This window comes from Nocardia arthritidis (assembly GCF_011801145.1).
GTDB lineage: Bacteria > Actinomycetota > Actinomycetes > Mycobacteriales > Mycobacteriaceae > Nocardia > Nocardia arthritidis_A.
In genome coordinates, this window is sequence record NZ_CP046172.1 from 1,643,254 (window position 1) to 1,661,981 (window position 18,728).

At 66.2% G+C, this 18,728-nt stretch carries 18 protein-coding genes and 1 tRNA gene; 8 read left to right on the plus strand and 11 right to left on the minus strand.

Features of this window, described 5'->3' with window-relative positions:
• Window positions 1-2 precede the first annotated feature (2 nt).
• Window positions 3-1,058: an Hsp70 family protein gene (locus tag F5544_RS07245; protein WP_167472464.1), complete on the minus strand. Its 1,056-nt coding sequence runs from the start codon at window positions 1,056-1,058 to the stop codon at window positions 3-5.
• A gap of 115 nt (window positions 1,059-1,173) precedes the next feature.
• Complete coding sequence (locus F5544_RS07250) at window positions 1,174-1,719, minus strand: MarR family winged helix-turn-helix transcriptional regulator (RefSeq protein WP_167472465.1); 546 nt, start codon at window positions 1,717-1,719, stop codon at window positions 1,174-1,176.
• Window positions 1,720-1,855: 136 nt separating this feature from the next.
• Here F5544_RS07250 and F5544_RS07255 point away from each other — a divergent pair.
• Window positions 1,856-1,930, plus strand: a tRNA-Cys gene (locus tag F5544_RS07255).
• Between the two features lie 73 nt (window positions 1,931-2,003).
• Here the strand turns inward: F5544_RS07255 and F5544_RS07260 are convergent.
• Both F5544_RS07260 and F5544_RS07265 read right to left on the minus strand, forming a co-directional pair.
• Window positions 2,004-3,398, minus strand: coding sequence for a metallophosphoesterase (locus F5544_RS07260; RefSeq protein WP_167472466.1), 1,395 nt, complete (start codon window positions 3,396-3,398; stop codon window positions 2,004-2,006).
• 10 nt (window positions 3,399-3,408) lie between these two features.
• Window positions 3,409-3,981 carry a hypothetical protein gene (locus F5544_RS07265; RefSeq protein WP_167472467.1) on the minus strand — a complete coding sequence of 191 codons (573 nt, stop codon included), beginning with the start codon at window positions 3,979-3,981 and terminating at the stop codon, window positions 3,409-3,411.
• A gap of 359 nt (window positions 3,982-4,340) precedes the next feature.
• Between F5544_RS07265 and F5544_RS07270 the strand changes: the two genes are divergently transcribed.
• On the plus strand, window positions 4,341-4,898 hold the full coding sequence (locus tag F5544_RS07270) for a hypothetical protein (protein WP_167472468.1): 558 nt from the start codon (window positions 4,341-4,343) through the stop codon (window positions 4,896-4,898).
• On the opposite strand, the gene F5544_RS07275 is transcribed toward F5544_RS07270, so the two are convergent.
• The 6 genes from F5544_RS07275 to F5544_RS07300 form a co-directional block, all read right to left on the minus strand.
• Entirely contained in the window at window positions 4,891-6,357 is a 1,467-nt protein-coding gene (locus F5544_RS07275; protein ID WP_167472469.1) for a metallophosphoesterase, read from the minus strand. The genes F5544_RS07270 and F5544_RS07275 overlap by 8 nt on opposite strands.
• Before the next feature lie 192 nt (window positions 6,358-6,549).
• Complete coding sequence (locus F5544_RS07280; RefSeq protein WP_167472470.1) at window positions 6,550-6,942, minus strand: nuclear transport factor 2 family protein; 393 nt, start codon at window positions 6,940-6,942, stop codon at window positions 6,550-6,552.
• A 94-nt stretch (window positions 6,943-7,036) separates the two neighbouring features.
• On the minus strand, window positions 7,037-8,233 hold the full coding sequence (locus F5544_RS07285) for an FAD-dependent monooxygenase (RefSeq protein WP_167472471.1): 1,197 nt from the start codon (window positions 8,231-8,233) through the stop codon (window positions 7,037-7,039).
• 56 nt (window positions 8,234-8,289) lie between these two features.
• Complete coding sequence (locus tag F5544_RS07290) at window positions 8,290-8,757, minus strand: GntR family transcriptional regulator (protein ID WP_167472472.1); 468 nt, start codon at window positions 8,755-8,757, stop codon at window positions 8,290-8,292.
• Between the two features lie 46 nt (window positions 8,758-8,803).
• Entirely contained in the window at window positions 8,804-9,319 is a 516-nt protein-coding gene (locus tag F5544_RS07295; protein ID WP_167472473.1) for a YbaK/EbsC family protein, read from the minus strand.
• Window positions 9,320-9,500: 181 nt separating this feature from the next.
• On the minus strand, window positions 9,501-9,674 hold the full coding sequence (locus F5544_RS07300) for a hypothetical protein (protein ID WP_167472474.1): 174 nt from the start codon (window positions 9,672-9,674) through the stop codon (window positions 9,501-9,503).
• A 137-nt stretch (window positions 9,675-9,811) separates the two neighbouring features.
• Between F5544_RS07300 and F5544_RS07305 the strand changes: the two genes are divergently transcribed.
• Window positions 9,812-10,591: an alpha/beta fold hydrolase gene (locus F5544_RS07305; protein ID WP_167472475.1), complete on the plus strand. Its 780-nt coding sequence runs from the start codon at window positions 9,812-9,814 to the stop codon at window positions 10,589-10,591.
• A gap of 108 nt (window positions 10,592-10,699) precedes the next feature.
• Here F5544_RS07305 and F5544_RS07310 read toward each other — a convergent pair whose 3' ends face one another.
• Window positions 10,700-11,179: a DUF4189 domain-containing protein gene (locus tag F5544_RS07310; RefSeq protein WP_167472476.1), complete on the minus strand. Its 480-nt coding sequence runs from the start codon at window positions 11,177-11,179 to the stop codon at window positions 10,700-10,702.
• A gap of 1,010 nt (window positions 11,180-12,189) precedes the next feature.
• Here F5544_RS07310 and F5544_RS07315 point away from each other — a divergent pair.
• The 5 genes from F5544_RS07315 to F5544_RS07335 are packed head-to-tail and all read left to right on the plus strand — an operon-like array spanning window position 12,190 to window position 18,723.
• Entirely contained in the window at window positions 12,190-13,512 is a 1,323-nt protein-coding gene (locus F5544_RS07315) for a lysine N(6)-hydroxylase/L-ornithine N(5)-oxygenase family protein (protein WP_167472477.1), read from the plus strand.
• Entirely contained in the window at window positions 13,509-14,591 is a 1,083-nt protein-coding gene (locus F5544_RS07320) for an NAD(P)/FAD-dependent oxidoreductase (protein WP_167472478.1), read from the plus strand. The genes F5544_RS07315 and F5544_RS07320 overlap by 4 nt, the downstream gene beginning before the upstream one ends.
• Window positions 14,563-16,560, plus strand: coding sequence for a class I tRNA ligase family protein (locus F5544_RS07325; RefSeq protein WP_167472479.1), 1,998 nt, complete (start codon window positions 14,563-14,565; stop codon window positions 16,558-16,560). Before F5544_RS07320 ends, F5544_RS07325 begins: the two co-directional genes overlap by 29 nt.
• Window positions 16,550-18,109 (plus strand): AMP-binding protein, encoded by a 1,560-nt coding sequence (locus F5544_RS07330; RefSeq protein WP_167472480.1) that lies wholly within the window; start codon window positions 16,550-16,552, stop codon window positions 18,107-18,109. Before F5544_RS07325 ends, F5544_RS07330 begins: the two co-directional genes overlap by 11 nt.
• A gap of 20 nt (window positions 18,110-18,129) precedes the next feature.
• Window positions 18,130-18,723, plus strand: coding sequence for a GNAT family N-acetyltransferase (locus F5544_RS07335; RefSeq protein ID WP_167472481.1), 594 nt, complete (start codon window positions 18,130-18,132; stop codon window positions 18,721-18,723).
• Window positions 18,724-18,728: the final 5 nt, after the last annotated feature.

Genomic DNA, 18,728 nt, shown 5'->3' on the forward strand with positions numbered 1-18,728 from the left:
AACTATTTGGTGACGGTGTCGCTCGGCGTGCCCGCGATCCGGACCGGGGTCGGCGTGCTGCCGGTCTCGGCCGGTTGCGCCGAACTGCGATCCATCGCAAGCAATCCCGCGATGGTCGCGCCGAGCGCCAGCGTCACCGCGACGGCCGCGAGCACCTTGCGCCGGTCCATCGGGCCGGGTGCGCGCAGCGCGGCGCCGACCCTGGCCCGGGCCATCCGCACGTCACCCATCGGGCGCTCGGCCGCCAGCAGCACCGCGCCGCGCGCTGAAACATATTCAGGTTCCGGGTCGTAGATCATCGGCAGATCGACCAGCTCGGCGAGCGCTTCCCGGATGCTCGGGCTGCGGGTGCAGCCACCGAGCAACACCATCGCCTCCGGCTGCACCCCGGACTCCTCGATGATCTGCCGCACGAACGACGCCGAGTGGTGAATACCCGCCGCGCACAGTTCGGCCAGGTCGCTGCGGGTGACCACGGCCCGGCCGCCGGAGACGGTGTCCATCGCGGTGACCACCCTGGCATTGCTGAGCGCCTCACGGTGCCTGCGGCTGGTGATCTTGTCGGTGAGCACGCCGCCGCGGGCCAGCTGCCAGCGCAGCAGCGCGTCATAGCCGTCGCCGCCGAGTACCGTGCTGCGGCGTCCGGCGAGCACGGTGTCGGTGCGGCAGTCGGCGTGCGTCACGGTGAGACCGGAACTGCCCAGGTCGTAGAGGATTACCGAACCGCTGTCCGGCAGTAGGCCGGTGAATCGGAGATAGCGCAGTTGGGCGAGCGGCTCGTCGACGATGGTCAGGCGGGTGCGGCCGGCCGTCGCCCGGATGGCCTCGGCGTGCAGGGTGCAGCGGCAGGTGACGGCGGTGGAGGTGATGAGTTCGTCGCGGCGTTCGGCGGATGCGCTCATTCGGCGGATCGCCTCGAAAACCGGTTCTTCGACGCCGCCGCCGGCCCGGCGCGGCACCTGGCACCGATCGATCGGGGGGAGGTGGGGCTGATCGGAATGCGTGAGCATCGCGCGTGCGCCACCAGCGCCCGCCGACACCCCCAGGACCAGCACCATGGACTCCATGGTGGACCTTTTCCCCTTCGCTGCCAAGGCGACCGCGCGGGGAATTCGCTAGTTGGATGCCGGACCGTTACCGGCTGGTCGTCTCGATAGCGTAGGGGAACCGGCGCTAGCCGTCGGCGGCCCAGCGGACCGTCCGTTCGCCCGCGTCGAAGTCGCCCGCCGCGTGCCGGAACTCCGCGAGCAATTGCAGCAGTGTCCGCAGTCGGTCCGGCGGCAGACCCGGCGTCGAGAACACCTCGGCATTCAGGCGCTCGGTGGCCTGTGCCACCAATTTCCTTCCGGCGTCGGTGATTTCGATAAGTGTAGCGCGGCGGTCGCTGGGGTGCGGCACCCGGCGCACCAGTGCCGCCGCCTCCAATCGGTCGACAGTGTTGGTGACGCTGGTCGGATGGACCTGTAGCCGCGCGCTGGCCTTCGCCATCGGCAGGGCGCCGGTTTTGCTGAAGCTCAGCAGCATGAGCAATTCGTACCGGGAGAAGGTGAGCCCGGTCGGTTTCAAGGCCTCGTCCACCCGAGCCATCACGATTTGCTGGGCACGCACCAGTGAGGTGACGGCGGCCATGCCGTCGGCCACGTCGCCCCAGCCGTGGCCGCTCCACTGACGATGCGCCTCCGCGATGGGATCCAACGGAAGTGGGCGTGGCCGAGACATATTCCGATCATTGCACGCTGCTTCGGATCACGGTGAGCGCAACGATGGGCGCGCCGGGGCGAATTCGGCAAGATCTATCACACGACGCGACGGTGAAATTCCGAAAGTCACCGTCTCCGTCGCGAATTGGATGCAAGCGGGCGTGGCTGAGTGGTTGAGGCAACGGTCTGCAAAGCCGTTTACGCGGGTTCAATTCCCGCCGCTCGCTCCAATTTACGGGTGCGCTGCCGGGCAGGGCCCCGGACCGATGGATGTCCTCCCGTCGGTCCGGGGCCGCTCGCATTTCAGACGAGGCCGGAGAAATCCCGTGATACGGCGTGGTTGCGATCGGCGCAGGTGCCGAGCGTGTAATCCGGGTAGAACCCGTAATATTCGCCGCGGGTGGTCGTGCTCCAGAGCCGGGCGCCCGGGCTGCGGGTCTTGTAGAAGTTGACCATATATCCGCCCTCGTAGACGCGCAGCAGCGAGTAGCCGCCCGGATACTCCTTGACCGCCGCCACTTCCAGGAATTCGACGGCGCAGTTCGCATCCGGCCTGGTGCGCCGATTGCGATGGGTGTGGCCGCTGTGCTGGAGAAATACCCCGGGCGCTCGCTCGTACATGCCCTGTAGTTCGGCGCTGGTCGGCGCGTCGAGTACGAAAGCGGGGCCCGCGATATTGGTGAGACCGGATTCGGCGGTCACCGGGTGATGGCCGAATACCACGGTCGGGCGGTCCGGATCGGCGCGCAGGATTTCGCCGAGCCGATCCAGCTGCGGGCGTTCGATGCTGCCGCCGGAGCCGTCGAGCTGGCTGGTGTCCAAACCGATGATGCGCAGCTCGCCGAGCGTATGTTCGGTGAGTTCCTGCCGCGGCAGGAATTGTTCGCCCCAGCAGTCCCGGTGGTCGCCCGCGTATACGGGGCAGCCCGCGTAGTCGGCGCCGATGTGCGGCCGGTCGTGATTGCCGCGCGCGACCAGATAGTCGCGGCCGAGCACGCCCCAGGAATCGAGCCGGGCGCGCACCGCCCGCGACTGTTCCGGTGTTGCCTCGGCGGTGAGATCGCCTGCGACAAGCAACCTTTCGGCGCCACGGGCGCGCGCGTCGTCGAGCAGCGCGGCCAGCATCACCTCCGGATACGGCGGCACGTCCTGGCTGAAACCCGGCGGTAGGCCGTCCGCGATGATGCCGCTGATGGTCTCGCCGTAGTGCACGTCGTTGCTGAGCGCGATGGTGTGCAGCAGCCGCCCGGGCGGCGGGGTCAAAGTGGTGAATTCCCCAGTGGATTCGGGTGTTCCGGGAGCTCCGGAGACGAGATTGAGCGCGGGCGTCGCGCGGACGCCCCGCGACCTGGCCTCGAATCGGTATGTGCGCCCGGGTTCGAGACCGTAGATTTCGGCGTAGTGGTACGGGGTCGGGGCGGCGTCGTAATAGACCTGTACGAGCGGCCCGAGTCCGTCGGCGGGGCCGAGCAACACCTCGGCGTCGGCGTCGGCGGGCAGGGGGCGGCCCGCGGCGTCGGGGGAGCAGGTCGTCCAGGTGATGATCACCGAGGTATCGGTGATCGTGACCACCTCGAGGTCCGTGGCGAAGAGCGGATTCGCCTGTGCGCCACCCCTTCCCGTATTCAGCATCGGAAGCGTTGCCGCGAGGCCGATGGCGCCGAGAACCGTGCGCCGGGACGGTCCGCAGCAGCTCATAGCTCGCGGATCAGTTCTTGCTCGACTGTCCGGAACAGACCTTCCACGTTCCATCTTCCTTCGTGAGGCGCTCGTTGGTTGCGGTGTCGGTGTCGGGTTCCTGCCCCGGCATGGTCAAGGTCAACCTACCGGTGATGTGCGCGGTCGCCTTGTTGCCGGTGATCACGATGTTGTCGATTCTATCGATGGTCACGTCGACTTTCGTGGCGGCGAACTGGCGACGCTGCTGTTCGGGCAGCGCGGCGAAATCCGCGCGATCGGCCGCGCAGGCCTTTGCCGCGGCGGCCTGGAAACCGTTCGCGCCCAACGTATTGTAGAAATCGTGGATGGCCAGTTCGATGCGCTTGTCGTCGGCGGCGAACGGCCCCTTCCCCTCGGCGGTGAGCAGCGCGGCCGCGGTGATCGCCGCCGCGACCACGATGCCGAGCACCGTGACCAGCGCGATGACCAAACCGGCCTTGGCTTTCCGTGAGCTCAGCGGTCCGGCGGGAGTGGGTAGCAGCTGGAGCCACATCGGGTACTGCGGTTGCGCCGGGTCCTGCGGTGGGTCGTCGGGCGACTGCGCGCCCTGCGGATGGTTCATCTCCTCATCCTTGGTCCGAGTCCGTAATCCGATAGCCCGCTCGTGTGCAGGCTACGTGCCGCCTCCGCGCGCCACGCGGGAAATGCGGCGGTGACAACGGGTTGTCCGCGGGCCCGGCGGTCGGCACGAATTCCGGAGCGATTCATTCCTCGAATTTCCGGCGCGGATCGCGCGGATCGGGTCATCGACCAAGATCATGGTCAACAATTGGCAAATTTTATCGTGAAAGAGTAAATCGCTGATACAGTCCCATAACTGATCCGGAATTAGCGTGCGACGTGGCGTCATGTCGCAAGAACTGCTATCGCGTGGCAACCAGACGTGCTGGCCTCCCAGCATCGACCGAAAGGTGTGACCGCATGAGGATCAGGAAATTCGTCACGACATCTTTGCTCGCCATTGCCGCGACGAGTATTTCGGCAACGGTCGCGCATGCCGACCCGGCGGTGCCCGTGCAGAGCGGGACCGAACACGGTGTCGGCTACACGACCACCATGACCGACGACAACCAGGGCGTGACGACGCACCTGACCAACGGCAGGTTCGATCTGACCCCGGACGGGAACGTCATCAGCATCACCGCCGATGACGGCACGCTGGTCGAGCGCTGGCCGACGGCGTTCCAGGCCCCGGGCTACCTCATCCGGGTATCCGCGGATGTGAGCCCGGACGGCAGCACCATGACCGTGCACCCGACGGAGCGGATCGTGACGCCGACCGATCCGGCGCAGCCGCCGTTGAAGGATGTCGGCCTCATCGGTGGTGTCGCGGGCGTCATCGTCGGAGCGCCGATCGGCGTAGTGCTCGGCTGCGCAGTAGGTTTGGTGTTCCTGATCGTCGGCTGTATTCCCGGCATCTTCATCGGCGGCGTGATCGGCGGCGCCGTCGGTGGTTTGATCGGCGTGGTCCTCATCTGAGTCGATCCGGGGCCGCCGCGGTGCACGCACGCGCCGCTGCGGCCTCCGGTGGTTCCGCGGTGAGCCCCGAAAAATCGCGGAGCACAACGTGATTGCGATCGGCGGTGCTGCCGAGCGCGTATCCGGGCAGCAGCCCGAAATACTGGCAGCGGGTTCGGGTGCTCCAGCGGCGCGCGGCGTCGGTGCGGGTCTTGTAGAAGTTGATCTGGTAGCCGCCCTCGTGGACGCGCAGCAGGCAGTAGCCGCCCGGATATTCCTTCACCGCGGCGACTTCCAGGAATTCGACATCGAGCGGGATATCCGGTGTACTGCGACGCGTCCGGTGGGTGTGGCCGCTGTGCTGCAGGAAAACGCCTGGGGCCGTGCGATATAGCTCCTGCAGCAGGGCCGCCGCGCGCCGATCGAGGACGAAGCCGGGGCCGCCGAGGTTGGTGAAGGCGGAATCCCTCGTGACCGGATGATGGCCGAAAACCAGTGTCGGACGGTCGGGTTCGGCGCGCAGCACGGTGCGCAGGTGATCGAACTGTTGCGGTTCGATGCGGCCGCCGGACGCGTCGAGGTCGGTGGTGTCCAGTCCGAGTAGGCGCAACCCGCCCACCTCGTAGACCTGAAGCTCCTGGTGCGGCAGGAAATCCGCGCCCCAGCAGTCGTGGTGTGCCGAGCCGGGCACCGCCGGTCCGGTGCGGTACTCGGGACCGATGTGCGGACGGTCGTGATTGCCGCGACAGACGAAATAGTCGGTGCCCAGTGTGCCCCAGGTATCCAAATGCGCGCGTACGCCACGGCATTCGGCCGGTAGGGCCTCGTTGGTGAGATCTCCGGCGACTATCAGGTGGTCCGCGCCGTGTGCGCGTGCGTCGGCGAGTGTGGCGTCCAGCATCACCTCGGAGTACGGCGGGTGGCCGGGATCTTGACGCACACCGCGCGGCCGGTTCCGCAGTACCAGCCCGCTCACCGGTTCCCCGTAGTGAATATCGTTGGCCAGCACGAAGGTTCGCAGCAGCCGACCCGGTGGCGGTACCAGAGTCGTGAAAACGCCGCTGGATTCGGGACGGCCCGATCGTTGGGTGGTCACATTCCTGGCGGCCGTCGCGCGGACCCCGCCGGACCAGGCCTCGAATCGGTAGGTACGTCCGGGTTCCAGGCCGTCGACCTCGGCGTAGTGGTAGGCGGTCGGTGCCGGATCGGAATGGGCGAGCACCGGCCGCCTGCCCGAATCCGCCGGGCCGATCCACAATTCGGTATCGGCGGGCAGCGGCATCCCGGTATCCGAGGCGACGGTATTCCAGGTCACTATCACCGACCGATCGGTGATAGTGACCACCTCCAGACCGGTGGCCACGATCGAATCCCGTTGCGCCCGAAACGAACCGGGGCGCGCCGCCAGTAGCCCCGGCACCGCGGCGGTCGCCGCGAGCACCCCGAACACCGTCCTGCGCGACGGCCCGTAGCGGCTCATCGCGAATCCCGACCTTGCATCGCGCCCTCCGATCCCTCGGATATGCCCGACGTTAGCGGTCACAGCGATCACGAAAATGAACGTGACCAGCCGTTTTCACGAACCCTCCGCAACGGTGGGCCGAAGCTCTCGTCGCGATCCGATCGATGGCCGGTACACGGAATCCGAACGCCCGGCAAACACTCCGGTGTTTCAGTCCAGCGCCGCGTTCAGGACGGCGGTGTCGACGTACTGGTGCAGGCGGAAGAGTTTGCCGTCGCGCACCTGCCAGAGATGAGCGAATTCCGCCTCGAATTCGCGTCCCGTTTCGCGCGCGGTGCCGCGATAGTGCCCGGTCACCACCACCGTTCCATCGGTCGTGCGCTGGCAGGTCTCGTCGTACGGGGCCATATCGAAGTTCTGGTGAACGACGCCCCACAGCCGGGTCAGGGCGTCTTGCGGTCCGGAATAGGCGCCGCCGAGGCCGAGCGGGAGTCCCGGCGCCGCTCGTACCTCCAGTTCCGGGTGCAGCAGATCGCTGACGGAGGTTTCGTCGGGTGACTGGATCGTGGTGTAGAAGGCCTTGACGATATCCAGGTCGGACATGGTGTCACTCCATATAGTGTGATTGTTCTAGAACAATCACACTAGTACGGAAGGTTGGTCCTGCGGTTGAGATATGGCGCACAGGATCGGCCGTTCAGTAGTCGGCGAGGTCGATCGCGTTGGCCGCGCGATTGATCGGCTTCATGATGGGGCGCAGCGCCAGCCCCTTCCACGGCATCCGGCGCAGCATGCGGAACATGGCGGTCTGCATGCGAATATCGCGCGGCGTACTCGCCACCATGCGGGTGGCGTTGGTCCAGCCGAGGGTGAGGTTCTGGTCGATATAGGCGCCGACGGTGCGCTGGTAGTTCGGGAACGCGATCCGGTGCTCGCCCGCCGCCGATTTCAGCTCTCCGGCAAGAACATACGCGCCCACCAGCGCCATGCTGGTGCCCTGGCCGGCCAGCGGCGACGGGCAGTAGGCGGCGTCGCCGACGAGTGCGACCCGGCCCCGCCACCATTGCTCCAGCCGCACCTGACTCACCGAATCGAAGTAGAAGTCGGGTGAATCGGCCATGGCGGACAACAGCTTCCGGGTCTCCCAGCCGGCATCGGCGAATGCCGTGCGGACCAGGCGCTGCTGCGCCGCGATATCGCGGCGGTCCGGCAGATCCGGCGGTGCGGGAAAGATGAACTGCACCTTCGCCTCGGACGGATGCGTGCTGTACACCTGTACGACGTGCCCGGGCGTCGGGTAGAGCAGCTCCCAGTGATCGAGGTCGAAGAAATTGGGAATCGTGTAGACGCACGCCATCATTCCGGTGTGCCGGACGAAATCGGTTTCCGGGCCGAAGATCTGCCCGCGCACCCCGGAATGCAGGCCGTCGGCTCCGATCACCAGATCGAAAACCCTTGGGGTGCGGTGCTGGAAGGTCACCTCCACACCGTCGGCCCGCTCGGTCAACCGGGTGATCGAATCGCCGAACAGGTATTCGACGTCGGCTCGCGTCGCGTCGTAGAGGATTCGGGCCAGGTCGCCGCGCAGCATCTCGTCGTCGCCGGGGGCACGCAGGCCGATCAGATCCGGTCCGAGTGTGGCCAGCGGCTCACCGGTGCCCGAAATCCACTGGCCGCCACGGATTCTGGTGCTCGCCGCCGCGACGGCGTCGGCGCAACCCATGCGGCGCAGCACATCCATCGCGACGCCGCGCACATCGACCTTGTATCCACCGTCGCGCGGCGCGGGCGCCTGCTCGACCACCGTCACCGTGAATCCGTACCGGTGCAGCCAATACGCGAGTGCGGGTCCCGCCACGCTCGCACCGGAGATAAGTACCGTCTTCTCGCTCATGCCGGAAAGCTTCGGCGGCACCGCTCACCGAACGCTCACCGTCGGCTCACCGCGAATCACGGGTCCTCGTGCGGAAGTTGGTCGAGGCGGGATCTGCTCAGCCCGAGCTGCCTGCCGATTTCGGTGTAGCTCAGGCCGCGGTCGCGGGCCTCCTCGATCGCCGACTGGCGGATGCCGGACAGTTCGGCGATCCGGATCTGGTAGTAGATGATGAGTTCGGAGGACAGCCGGGCGCGGCGAATGGCGTTGGCAATGGCGCGAATTCGGTCGACATCATTGTCGAAGGACGGCGGCCGCTCCGGCGCGTCCTCGGCGGCCGTGACATATGTCCCGTGCCCGCGCACCGTGCGGACCAGGCCCTCGTCGCGTAGCAGGTCGAGCGCCTTGCGGATGGTGAGTCGCGAGCAGCCGTGCCGCTCGGCGAGCTGTGCGTGGCTGGGTAGCTTCGTGCCCGAGGGAAGCGCTCCGTCGCGAATCTGTCGGGCGTATTCGTCTGCGATGGAGACATACGCCGGATCAGCCATAGCCCGAGGTTACTGGTTACTCGCTGGCGCGGTGCCGAGCTCGCGGCTAGCGCCCCAGGCCCTCGATCACCTCGACGCCGGGCAGCCCGGCAAGCGCGGCACCGGAAATGAACAGTTTGCTTCCGCGAATCCCGCTGCCCACCACCAACTCCGGCGCCGCGGCCACCGCGGCATCGATCAGCACCGGCCACTCCTTCGGCAACCCGACCGGTGTGATTCCCCCGTAGGCCATGCCACTCGACTCCACCGCCTGCTCCATCGGCGCGAACGACACCTTTCGCGCGTCGAGCAGGCGCCGCACCACCCCGTTCACATCCGCCCGCGTCGTCGCCAGCACGACGCAGGCCGCCAACCGTTCCACCCCGCCCCGCTTCGCCGCTACCACAACACAATTCGCCGAAGCCCCCAACGGCACCCCGTACGCCTCGCAAAACGCCGCCGTATCGGCGAGTTCCGCATCGATGGCCGCGACCCCGACGTCCTCGTGCCCAGGAACCTCCCGCAGCGCCTCGGCCACCGGCACCGCCAACAAATCGGGCCGCTCCGCCGCGACCTCAACCATCAAACTCCCGCCAATGGTCCATTGCACATGGCCCAGCGTAGTAGGCCTTGCGATGCGGTTGATCGTCAGCGCCGGTCGGGACGCAGGTTTCGCGATGAGGAAGTGATGCGCTCACCCGGCGGCGATGCGAACGTGCCGATGCCCGTCGTCGGGAAATTCGGGCGGTGCCGGAGGTAGCAGCTCATGCAGGATGAAGCCGCATTTGGGTCGCGTCGGCGAGTGAGGTGGCCAGCCAGCGCCGCAGATCCGGATCCCGATGCGCCGCAACCAAAGACGGCAGATCGTCGAAATCCCACGGGCGAAGCCGTAATCCGGCCGCTCGCTCGGTCGGCGGCACCGACAAGATGATCGTCACGAGCATCCATTATGGATGCGGTTCGGCAGATCGCACGAGATGGTCTGCGGCGGATGGTCTTTCGGCGGATGGTGCGGTCCGATGAAGTGCAAGAGTCGAGCAAGAGCCGTGTAAGCGGGCGCGGACATGATGGTGGCATGTCGATAGTGACCGATAGCGTCGAGTCCGCGGATGGCACCCCCATCGTTTTTCACGTGCAGGGCGACGGGCCGCCGCTGGTAATCCTGCACGGGACCCTGGTCACCACGGAAATGTACCGGGATTTGGCCGACCTGCTCGCCGCGCGGTACCGGGTCGTGACGGTCGAACGCCGTGACTACGGCCCCAGCGGAATCGGACCGCGACCGGCCCGATTCGCCGGGCACGCCGCGGATCTGGCCGCGGTGCTCGCCGCCGTGAAGGAGCCCGCCTTCGTTTTCGGGCACTCCTTCGGCGGCCTCGTCGCACTACACGCGATGAACGACATTTCCTCTGGTGTGCGGCGATTGGCCCTGTACGAGCCCCCGGCCACACTGACCGGTCCGGTGTTGGCACCGGCACTGGCCACGATCCGGGACCTGACGAGCACCCACCGCCCGGTGGACGCGATACTCGAATTCTTCGCCGCGATAAGCGATTCGGCTCCCCGGCCCGACGCCTTCCGGCCGTTTGCCGAGACGCTGGCCGGCCGCGCCACCGGTCTGGTCGCGGATCTCGAATGTATGACGGCGATGCCGCCCGACGTGAGCCGCTGGTCCGGCATCGACACGCCAACCCTGCTGCTCAACGGCGACCTCAGCGACTCATATGGCAGGAACAGCGTCGACCTCCTGCGAGCGACGCTTCCGAACGCCCACACCACGATATTGGCGGGCCTCGGCCACCACCCCGACGACCCGGAACCGGTGGCCGCGGCACTGTGCGAGTTCTTCGGCTGAACTCGCTACCCGCACTGGTCCGAATACTGCTGGTGGCCAACCGATCCCAAAGCCACGAGCGGATACGGCCGGGAATCGTTCAGCTGACGCCGTGAACGAACCGGTGTGCTATCCGACGTTCGAAGTGCAGATGGTGTCCAGTACGAATGGTGGCTTCACGATTCGGGACAGGCTCAGTCCGAGGATCGGGTTACCGTCCACGATGCGATGGGCCTGATCGGTTGCGGCCTGTTCCGCGGCGGCGGGTGTGGCACCCTTCGCGAAGGTGTACGCCGGCCTGACGACGTTCAGCAGATCCGAACGGATGTCGAATTCGGCCACCGCACCGCACTCGTTGTGGATCTCCAAGCCGATGAAGCAGTGCGGATTCCGGCGTTCGCACGTGCTGATGGCGGCTTGGTTCGCGGCGGCCTGGGTGGGATAGTCGACCGCCTCGCCGATGCCGGAGGCTCCGAGCAGGCCGCCGTCGGATTGTTCGGCGATGGCGCCGTACAGATCGCCGGACGCCTGCGCGGTCCCGGCCCCGGTGACGATGAATACCGCGGCAGCCGAAACCACCACCGCCAGCGCGGATCTTCCGAACACCATGCGATCAACCCCCGAATCGAACTGCGATACCCGCAAGATCATGGCCGCGAACGGTCCGCGCTGTCCAGCCCGAGGAATTCCGGAGTCGGATTTCGATGGCCGGTACCGATCTCGAAGGTCCGGCCGGAGTGGGCACGGTCCTAGGGTGCGGCCTGGCCGCGCCGCTCGGCCGCACCCGGGTCCGGCAGTACATCGATATCACCGGTGTGCATCGGCGCACCGCAACCGCACCTGTGAGTCAACGGAATTCGGTGCCGAAATGCCGGATTCACAGCTGTCGCATAGTCGTATCGAGCCGCGTGCCGGAAGGTGAACGGCGCACCGGATGCGAAACCGGTGTATTTCGTTGGCGGGAGCGAGAGTCCGCGTTATCGGGTGGGTCTTCGGTATCGCGGGATGGCTGATATGAGGCCGCGCGCACCGGGCTTGTCATCCGGACGTGTCGACGGCCGACGTGAGCCCGCATCTTCCCAAGATTGGGAACGGTCCACTCGACCGAATCTGGCACACTGAATCGATCGAAGATCACCTTCACGAACTGTCGCAGGGTTTGCGCGCCGGTTGGTTCAGCGGGCTGTTCAACTGGGGAGCGCGGGGTTGACAGCGGGAAGCGCGGATCGGCGGCGCGGACGCCGGTCGGCCGCCAACATGCGGCAACGCCGTCGGCGCGCGGAAGTCGGCATCGGTGCCTGCGACCGAGTTCCCCGCCGGGTCGGCCGTGCCTGCCGGTAGATAATCGATTTCGGGCTCGAGTAGGCCAGGGAAACGACTGTTCTATTTGTTTTTGCGAAGTACGCATACCGAATATCCGCAACATTTCAGATAATTTGTTTGCCAACTATTGGGGAATGCCTGCCCACGGAAGCATGGGCATAGCCAGCCGATCCCTGTCATTGCTGCGGCATGCTTTCGAGTGGTAACGTTTCGCTCATCCGGTCGATGGTGATGCAAATCACCTGACCCTGGTCGGCGAAACATGCCGAAGGTGGTTTGATCGAGGGGAATCCAGCGTGCACGATATCGAACAGCATGCGCATTATAATTGTGTCGGCATCGGGGTTGGGCCAGCGAATCTGAGCCTGGCGTCATTACTGTACGGAAATCCGGATATCTCGAATCTGTTCCTGGACGAGAAGACGGAATTCAGCTGGCACGACGGTCAGCAGGTGCCGAACACCACCCTCCAGGTTTCACTCCTCAAGGATCTGGTGAGTCTCGCCGATCCGACGAATAGATTCTCCATTCTGTCCTATCTGCACTCCCGCGGCCGGATCTACCATTTCCTGAATGCGCAGTTCGACGCCATGCCACGGGCAGAATTCCGCAACTATCTGAAATGGGCCGCCGACCTGAACGAGAACATCGCGTTCGGTGAGCGGGTGCTCGAGGTCGATTTCGACGGTGTGTTCAGTGTGCGGACGAATCGCCGCACGGTGACCGCCGACAATCTCTCGGTAGGCGTCGGCACCAGCCCGTGGGTTCCGAAGATGGTCGAGAACCTGCTGGGTGCGCAGCATTTTCACGTCAGTGAGATCATGTCGCGGGCGCACGACCTCGCGGGTAAGCGGGTCTGCGTCGTCGGCGGCGGACAGTCCGGCGCCGAGGCGTTGCTCGAGCTGATCTCGCGCGGGCAACACGAGCGGCCGCGTCGCGTGTCCTGGGTGAGCAGGCGGCGCAACTTTTTCCCGATCGACGATTCGCCGTTCACCAACGACTTCTATATGCCGAGCTTTTCGGACTACTTCTACCAACTCGACTACGCCAAGCGCGAACAGTTCAACAATGAGCAGGTGCTGACCAGCGACGGCATATCCATGTCGACGCTACGCGCGATTTATCAACGCATCTATACACTGCGCTTCATCGACGGCGAAACCGATCTGGTCGCGCTCTATCCGAATCGCGAGGTGATCGAGGTCCGGCCCGGCAGCCGCGACGATTGGATGCTGCGGGTAGCCAATAGCAATCATCCGGGAGTGCTCGGACAGATCGATGCCGATGTGGTCATCTGGGCGACCGGTTTCCGGTCCGCCGCCACGAGTTTTCTGAACCCCATCGCACATCGTCTCGAACGCGAGGGCGATGAACTGAAAATCGACAGCCAATTCGCGGTGCAATGGGACGGCCCGGCCGACCGGAATATATTCCTGCACAATTCGGCCGTGCGGCAGCGCGGCCTTGCGGACCGCAATTTGAGCCTCATCGCCTGGCGCAGCCGCCGCGTGATGGATCGGCTGTGCGGCGTCCGCAGCGACGAACAGCTCGGATCTTTCATCGAATGGTCGGCGAAACTGTCACCCGGGGACGCCGTCACCGAGGCAATGCCGCGATGACCGATTTCGATGTGATCGTCATCGGCGGTGGCATCATCGGCTGCCTCGTCGCGCGCGAGGTCATCGCCCGTGGAATGGATGTCTCGGTCGCGCTGCTGGACCGGGACCTGGTGGGCTCGGGCGCCAGCAGGCGCTCGGCCGGTCTGCACTTCCCGCGCGGCGCCAGCGCGCGGGTACGCGCGATGACGGCCGTCAGCCAGGACTATTACCAGCGGCTTCGGCGCGATCACCCGGATTTGCCGATTCACCCGCTGGAGATGTCGGTGCTCGCTCGCGAGTCCGAAGGCGTGGATCGGTACTACCTCGATCGCGCCAATGCGACTCGGGTCGCCGGACTGCCGGGCGATTCCGTACCGGTCCCGCCGGGGATGGGTGTGTGGAATGTCGATGGCGGCCATTACGCCGACGTGGCCGCACTGGTGGTGGCATTGACCGCGGAACTGCGCCAACGGGTCCATATCCGGGAGTCGACCGCCGTCACCGCGGTCGAGCCGGGCCGGGACGAGGTCGTCGTTCGGCTGGGTACCGGCGAAACCTTGTGTGCCGCAACAGTTTTCCTGGCACCGGGACCATGGGTGCACGCTCCGGCCTGGCGGGCGGTCACCGCACCGCTCGCGGTGCGGGTGAAGCTGGTGGCCGCCATGCACATCGATCAGGCGCCGACGGCATCCGACCGCGTGATCGTATTCCAGGACCCCGACGCGTTCCTGCTGCCGATGGCGCATCGCGGTCACTGGCTGTTCAGCTTCACCAGTCAGCAGTGGGATGTCGAACCGGATGCGCTCACCGGCGGCGCGAGCGCGGCCTGCCTGGCGGAAGGCCGCGACGTCCTCGCCGCGGTCGCACCGCGACTGGCCGCGCGGGCCACCGCTGGCCGCGTGTTCTGCGACGCGTACAGCCCGAACCGGGAACCGCTGATACGGGCGCTCGACCCGGACCGGCGCGTGATTTTTGCGGGCGCCGCCAACGGCTCCGGTTACCGATTGGCCCCCGCCATCGCGGCGGAGGCCGTCGATCTGCTCTCTATCGGACCTGCGAGGAGACCCCTTCATGTTGATCACCCGATACGATCCCGCTGAGTTGTCCGCCGCGTTCGGCATCGATATGAGTTCGGAGCACGGCTTCGGGCTGGGGGCGGGCTGGGGCCGGGTGCTGCCCGGCGGGGCCAGCCTGCCGCATCAGCACGACGAGACCGAGATGTTCGTAATCGTCAGTGGCAGTGGCGAACTCGTGGTCGACGGCAAGTCGATTCCGGCCGCGCCCGGCACGGTGGCCAGATTCGAGCCGTTCGAGACCCACGTCGTCCGCAACACCGGTGCGGACGACCTCGTCTTCTTCGATATGTACTGGCGCGATCCCGCCGAGGCGGTCGCGGCCAGTTCGGTGCACCGCAGGCGATTCGACGAGCGACCCGTGTTCGTATTCTCCACGCCCGCAACACCGAACGGCGATCTGCACCTCGGGCACCTGTCGGGCCCGTACTTCGGCGCCGACGTATTCGTTCGATTCCAGCGGCTCAACGGCGTCGAAGCCTGGCACCTCACCGGAAGTGACGACTATCAGAGTTACGTCGTCGACCGGGCGGCGGCCGACGGGCGGTCGCCCGCCGAGGTCGCGGCGCACTTCGGCGCCGAGATAGCGGCGACGCTGGAACTGCTCGATATCGTGCCCGACCAGTTCATAAAGACCGATGCGGACGACACCTACCGGGCCGATCTGCAGCGCTTCTTCTCCAGGGTCGTCGCCTCGGGATCGGTCGATGTTGTTGCCGCACCGGCCTTATTCGATCCCGAGACCGGCGAGTACCTGTACGAGGGCCGGGTCGCCGGGCGCTGTCCCGGCTGCGGCGCGGGCACGGCGGGCAATATCTGCGAGCAGTGCGGTGAGCCGAATCTCTGTGTCGACCTTGCCGATCCGCGGCTGAAGCGGACCGACGCCAGCCCCCGGGTCGGTGAGATCGGCCGATTCTCCTTGCCGCTACACGAGTTTCGCAAGGACATCGCCTCGCATCACAGTCTGGGCCGGGTGCCTGCGCGGCTGCGCGAACTCGCGAATCGAGTGTTCGGCCGCGATCGGCTGGATCTGCCGATCACCCATCCGGCCGCCTGGGGCGTCCCGCCCGCCGAAACGGCGGTGGATGGTCAGGTCATCTGGGTCTGGCCCGAGATGGCGTACGGCTTCCTGCACGGCATAGAGGTGCTCGGGCGACGGCTCGGCCGTCCGTGGCGCGCCGCGTCGCCGGAGCAGGACTGGAAGATCGTGCACTTCTTCGGCTACGACAACAGCTTCTACCATTCGCTGCTCTACCCGGTGCTGTACAAGCTGGCCTATCCGGGTTGGGAGCCGGATATCGATTACCACGTCAACGAGTTCTACCTGCTGCACAACGAGAAGTTCTCGACCAGCCGCAAGCATGCGATCTGGGGTAAGCAGGCGGTGCGCCCCGGCAATGTCGACGCGATGCGATTCCACCTCGCCCGCACCCGGCCCGAGGGCAGGCGCACGAATTTTTCTCCGGCGGAATACAATTCGACGCTGCGCGATACGCTCATCGGCTCGTGGCAGCGCTGGCTGCACGATCTCGGCACGCGGGTGCGGGAGGGCTACGGCGGCGCGGCGCCGGATGCCGGAGTGTGGACGCCGGAGCATACGGCCTTCTTGGCCAGGCTGGCGGCCCGCCGCTCAGCTGTCACGACAAGCCTTGGCCAGGACGGCTTTTCGCTGAACCAGGCCGCCGCCGAACTCGACGGGATCGTGGCCGACGCGGTTCGGTTCGGCGAGTTGGAGCGCGCCGTCACCGGAATCGACCTGTGGCGGGACGAGGCGCGTACCGCCATCGCACTGGAACTGGCCGCGGCCCAGCTGCTCGCCCGCTGCGCGCTGCCGGTCATGCCGCGGTTCGCGGCCCGGCTGGCGGCCGCGCTCGGCATCGCGCCGACGAAGAGCTGGCCGCACACGGTCGAATTGGTCGCGCCGGGAACATCGATCGATCTCGCGGTCGATTTCTTCCCCGCCGACGGCGTTTTGGAGGAAAGCAATGTCCGATGAGGTCACCGACGTCATCAATGCGATTTCCCGCAATCAGAGCCGGGATACGAAACATCGCATCCACTATGTCATCGACGGCCAACCGCATTCGCTGACGCTGGCCGAACTCGACGCGAAGGCGATCAAGGTGGCCCATCGGCTGCGCGAGCTCGGGGTCGGACCGCGCGACCGGGTGGGCATCATCTCCCCGAACCGGATCGAATGGGTGCTGCTGGACCTGGCGGTGCTGAAGCTCGGCGCGGTGATCGCCCCCTTCGAATCCGATCGCTTCGATCCCGAAAAGGTCGGCGGCGACTTCGGTCTCGCGGTGGTGTTCGCCGAGCGGGCCGCCGACAGCGGCGACGTGCTGCCGATGACGACGATCGCCGAATGGGCCGATGGGCCGGAAGGTGAACCGCTGCAACCGCATTCGGGCTACGACCCGGCCGATATCTGCGCGATCAAATTCACCTCGGGCAGTACCGGTACGCCGAAGGGGCTGGAAGCGACGGTGGTGAGCATCAACAGCGATATCACCGCCGTACAGGAGATGTTCCACCACACCGACGGGGACAACCTGCTGTCCTTCATGGGCATGTGGTTTCTGCAGCAACGCTATTGGGTCTACTCGGCGCTGATGTACGGACACGACATCACCATCTCGACCTACGAGGCGGCCCTCGAGGTCGCGGCGCTGACCGCGCCGACGGTGGTCATGGGCGTGCCCGGCTTCTACGAGGAACTGCTGGAACGGCTCGAAACCACCGGTCCGACAGCGGATCTCGACAAGCGGCGGGAGCGGATCCAGCAGGAACTCGGCGGGCGCGTCCGCTACCTCTGGACGGGTTCGGCGCCGCCGCGGCGGGCGCTGCTGGATTTCTTCAACGACTGCGGCGTTCCGCTGTACGAGGGTTACGGCCTCACCGAGGTGTGCATCGTCGCGAAGAACCATCCCGGTGCGGTTCGCCTGGGCAGTGTCGGAAAGTTGTTGCCGGGCAAGACCGTTCGCATCGCCGCCGATGGCACGATGATCTTCGGCAGCAGCCATCCGGTGAATATCCGCTACACCTGGGCCGCGCCGCACGTCAACGAGCAGACCTTCCTGCCGACCGGCGAGGTCAAGACCAGCGATATCGGCTACCTGGACGAGGATGGCTTCCTGTTCGTCCGCGGCCGGCTGGACGAGGCGTTCTCGTTGACCACCGGCCGCACGGTGTACGTCCGCACGATCGAGGAGCGGCTGCGCGCCCATCCGGACATTCACGAATGCGTGCTGTACGGCGCGGACCGCAGCTATTTGACCGTCATCATCTCACCCGCCGTGCCGGATCCGGACCATGCGGCGCTGCGGCGGTTCATCGTCGAATGCAACGAGGGGGTGCCACACGAGGAGCGCGTGCATGCCGTCGTGCTGGCACCCGAGCGGTTCTCCATCCAAAATGGGCTGCTGACAATGCAATTGAAGCTGCGGCGGCGGGATATCCACGCGCGCTTCGCAAACGAACTGGCGGCGGTGTACCGGGAACCGGATCCCGGTCCGGCCGACCCGCTGCTGATCGTCGCCGAATGACCGCGAGTAGGGAACGGATTATGAGCTGGGACAAGTTGAAGGATCTCGTACTGGTGAACGACCGGGTCGAGCTGCGCCGGGTGCGGTTCACCGATCGCCCGGGTTTCGAACGCATCGTATTCGACCCCGAGATCTGGAAGTACTTCGTCGCGCGTGTCGGCACGCAGGACGAACTGGACGATTTCCTCGAATCCGCCGTCGTGGACACCCTGCGCGGCACCAGGATCGTCTTCGCCATCATCGACCGCGCCAGCGGCGAAATCGTCGGCAGCTCGGCATACGGCAACCTGGCCGAAGCGGAGCGCCGGGTGGAGATCGGCTGGTCGTGGCTGGGTGCGCAGGCCCGGCGCACGGGTATCAACCGCGCGGCCAAATTCGCCCTGCTGGAGCACGCCTTCGACGAACTCGACTGTGAGCGAGTGGAATTCAAAACCGACGTGCTGAACACCCCGGCGCGGACCGCGCTCAGCAGGCTCGGCGCCACCGAGGAGGGCGTGCTGCGCAGCTTCAACTACATGCCCGGCGGGCGGCGGCGCGACGTCATCTACTACAGCATCCTGCGCCGCGAATGGCCCGATGTGCGCGTCAACCTGCGCGGCGTCGCCGGTGCGTGAAGGGA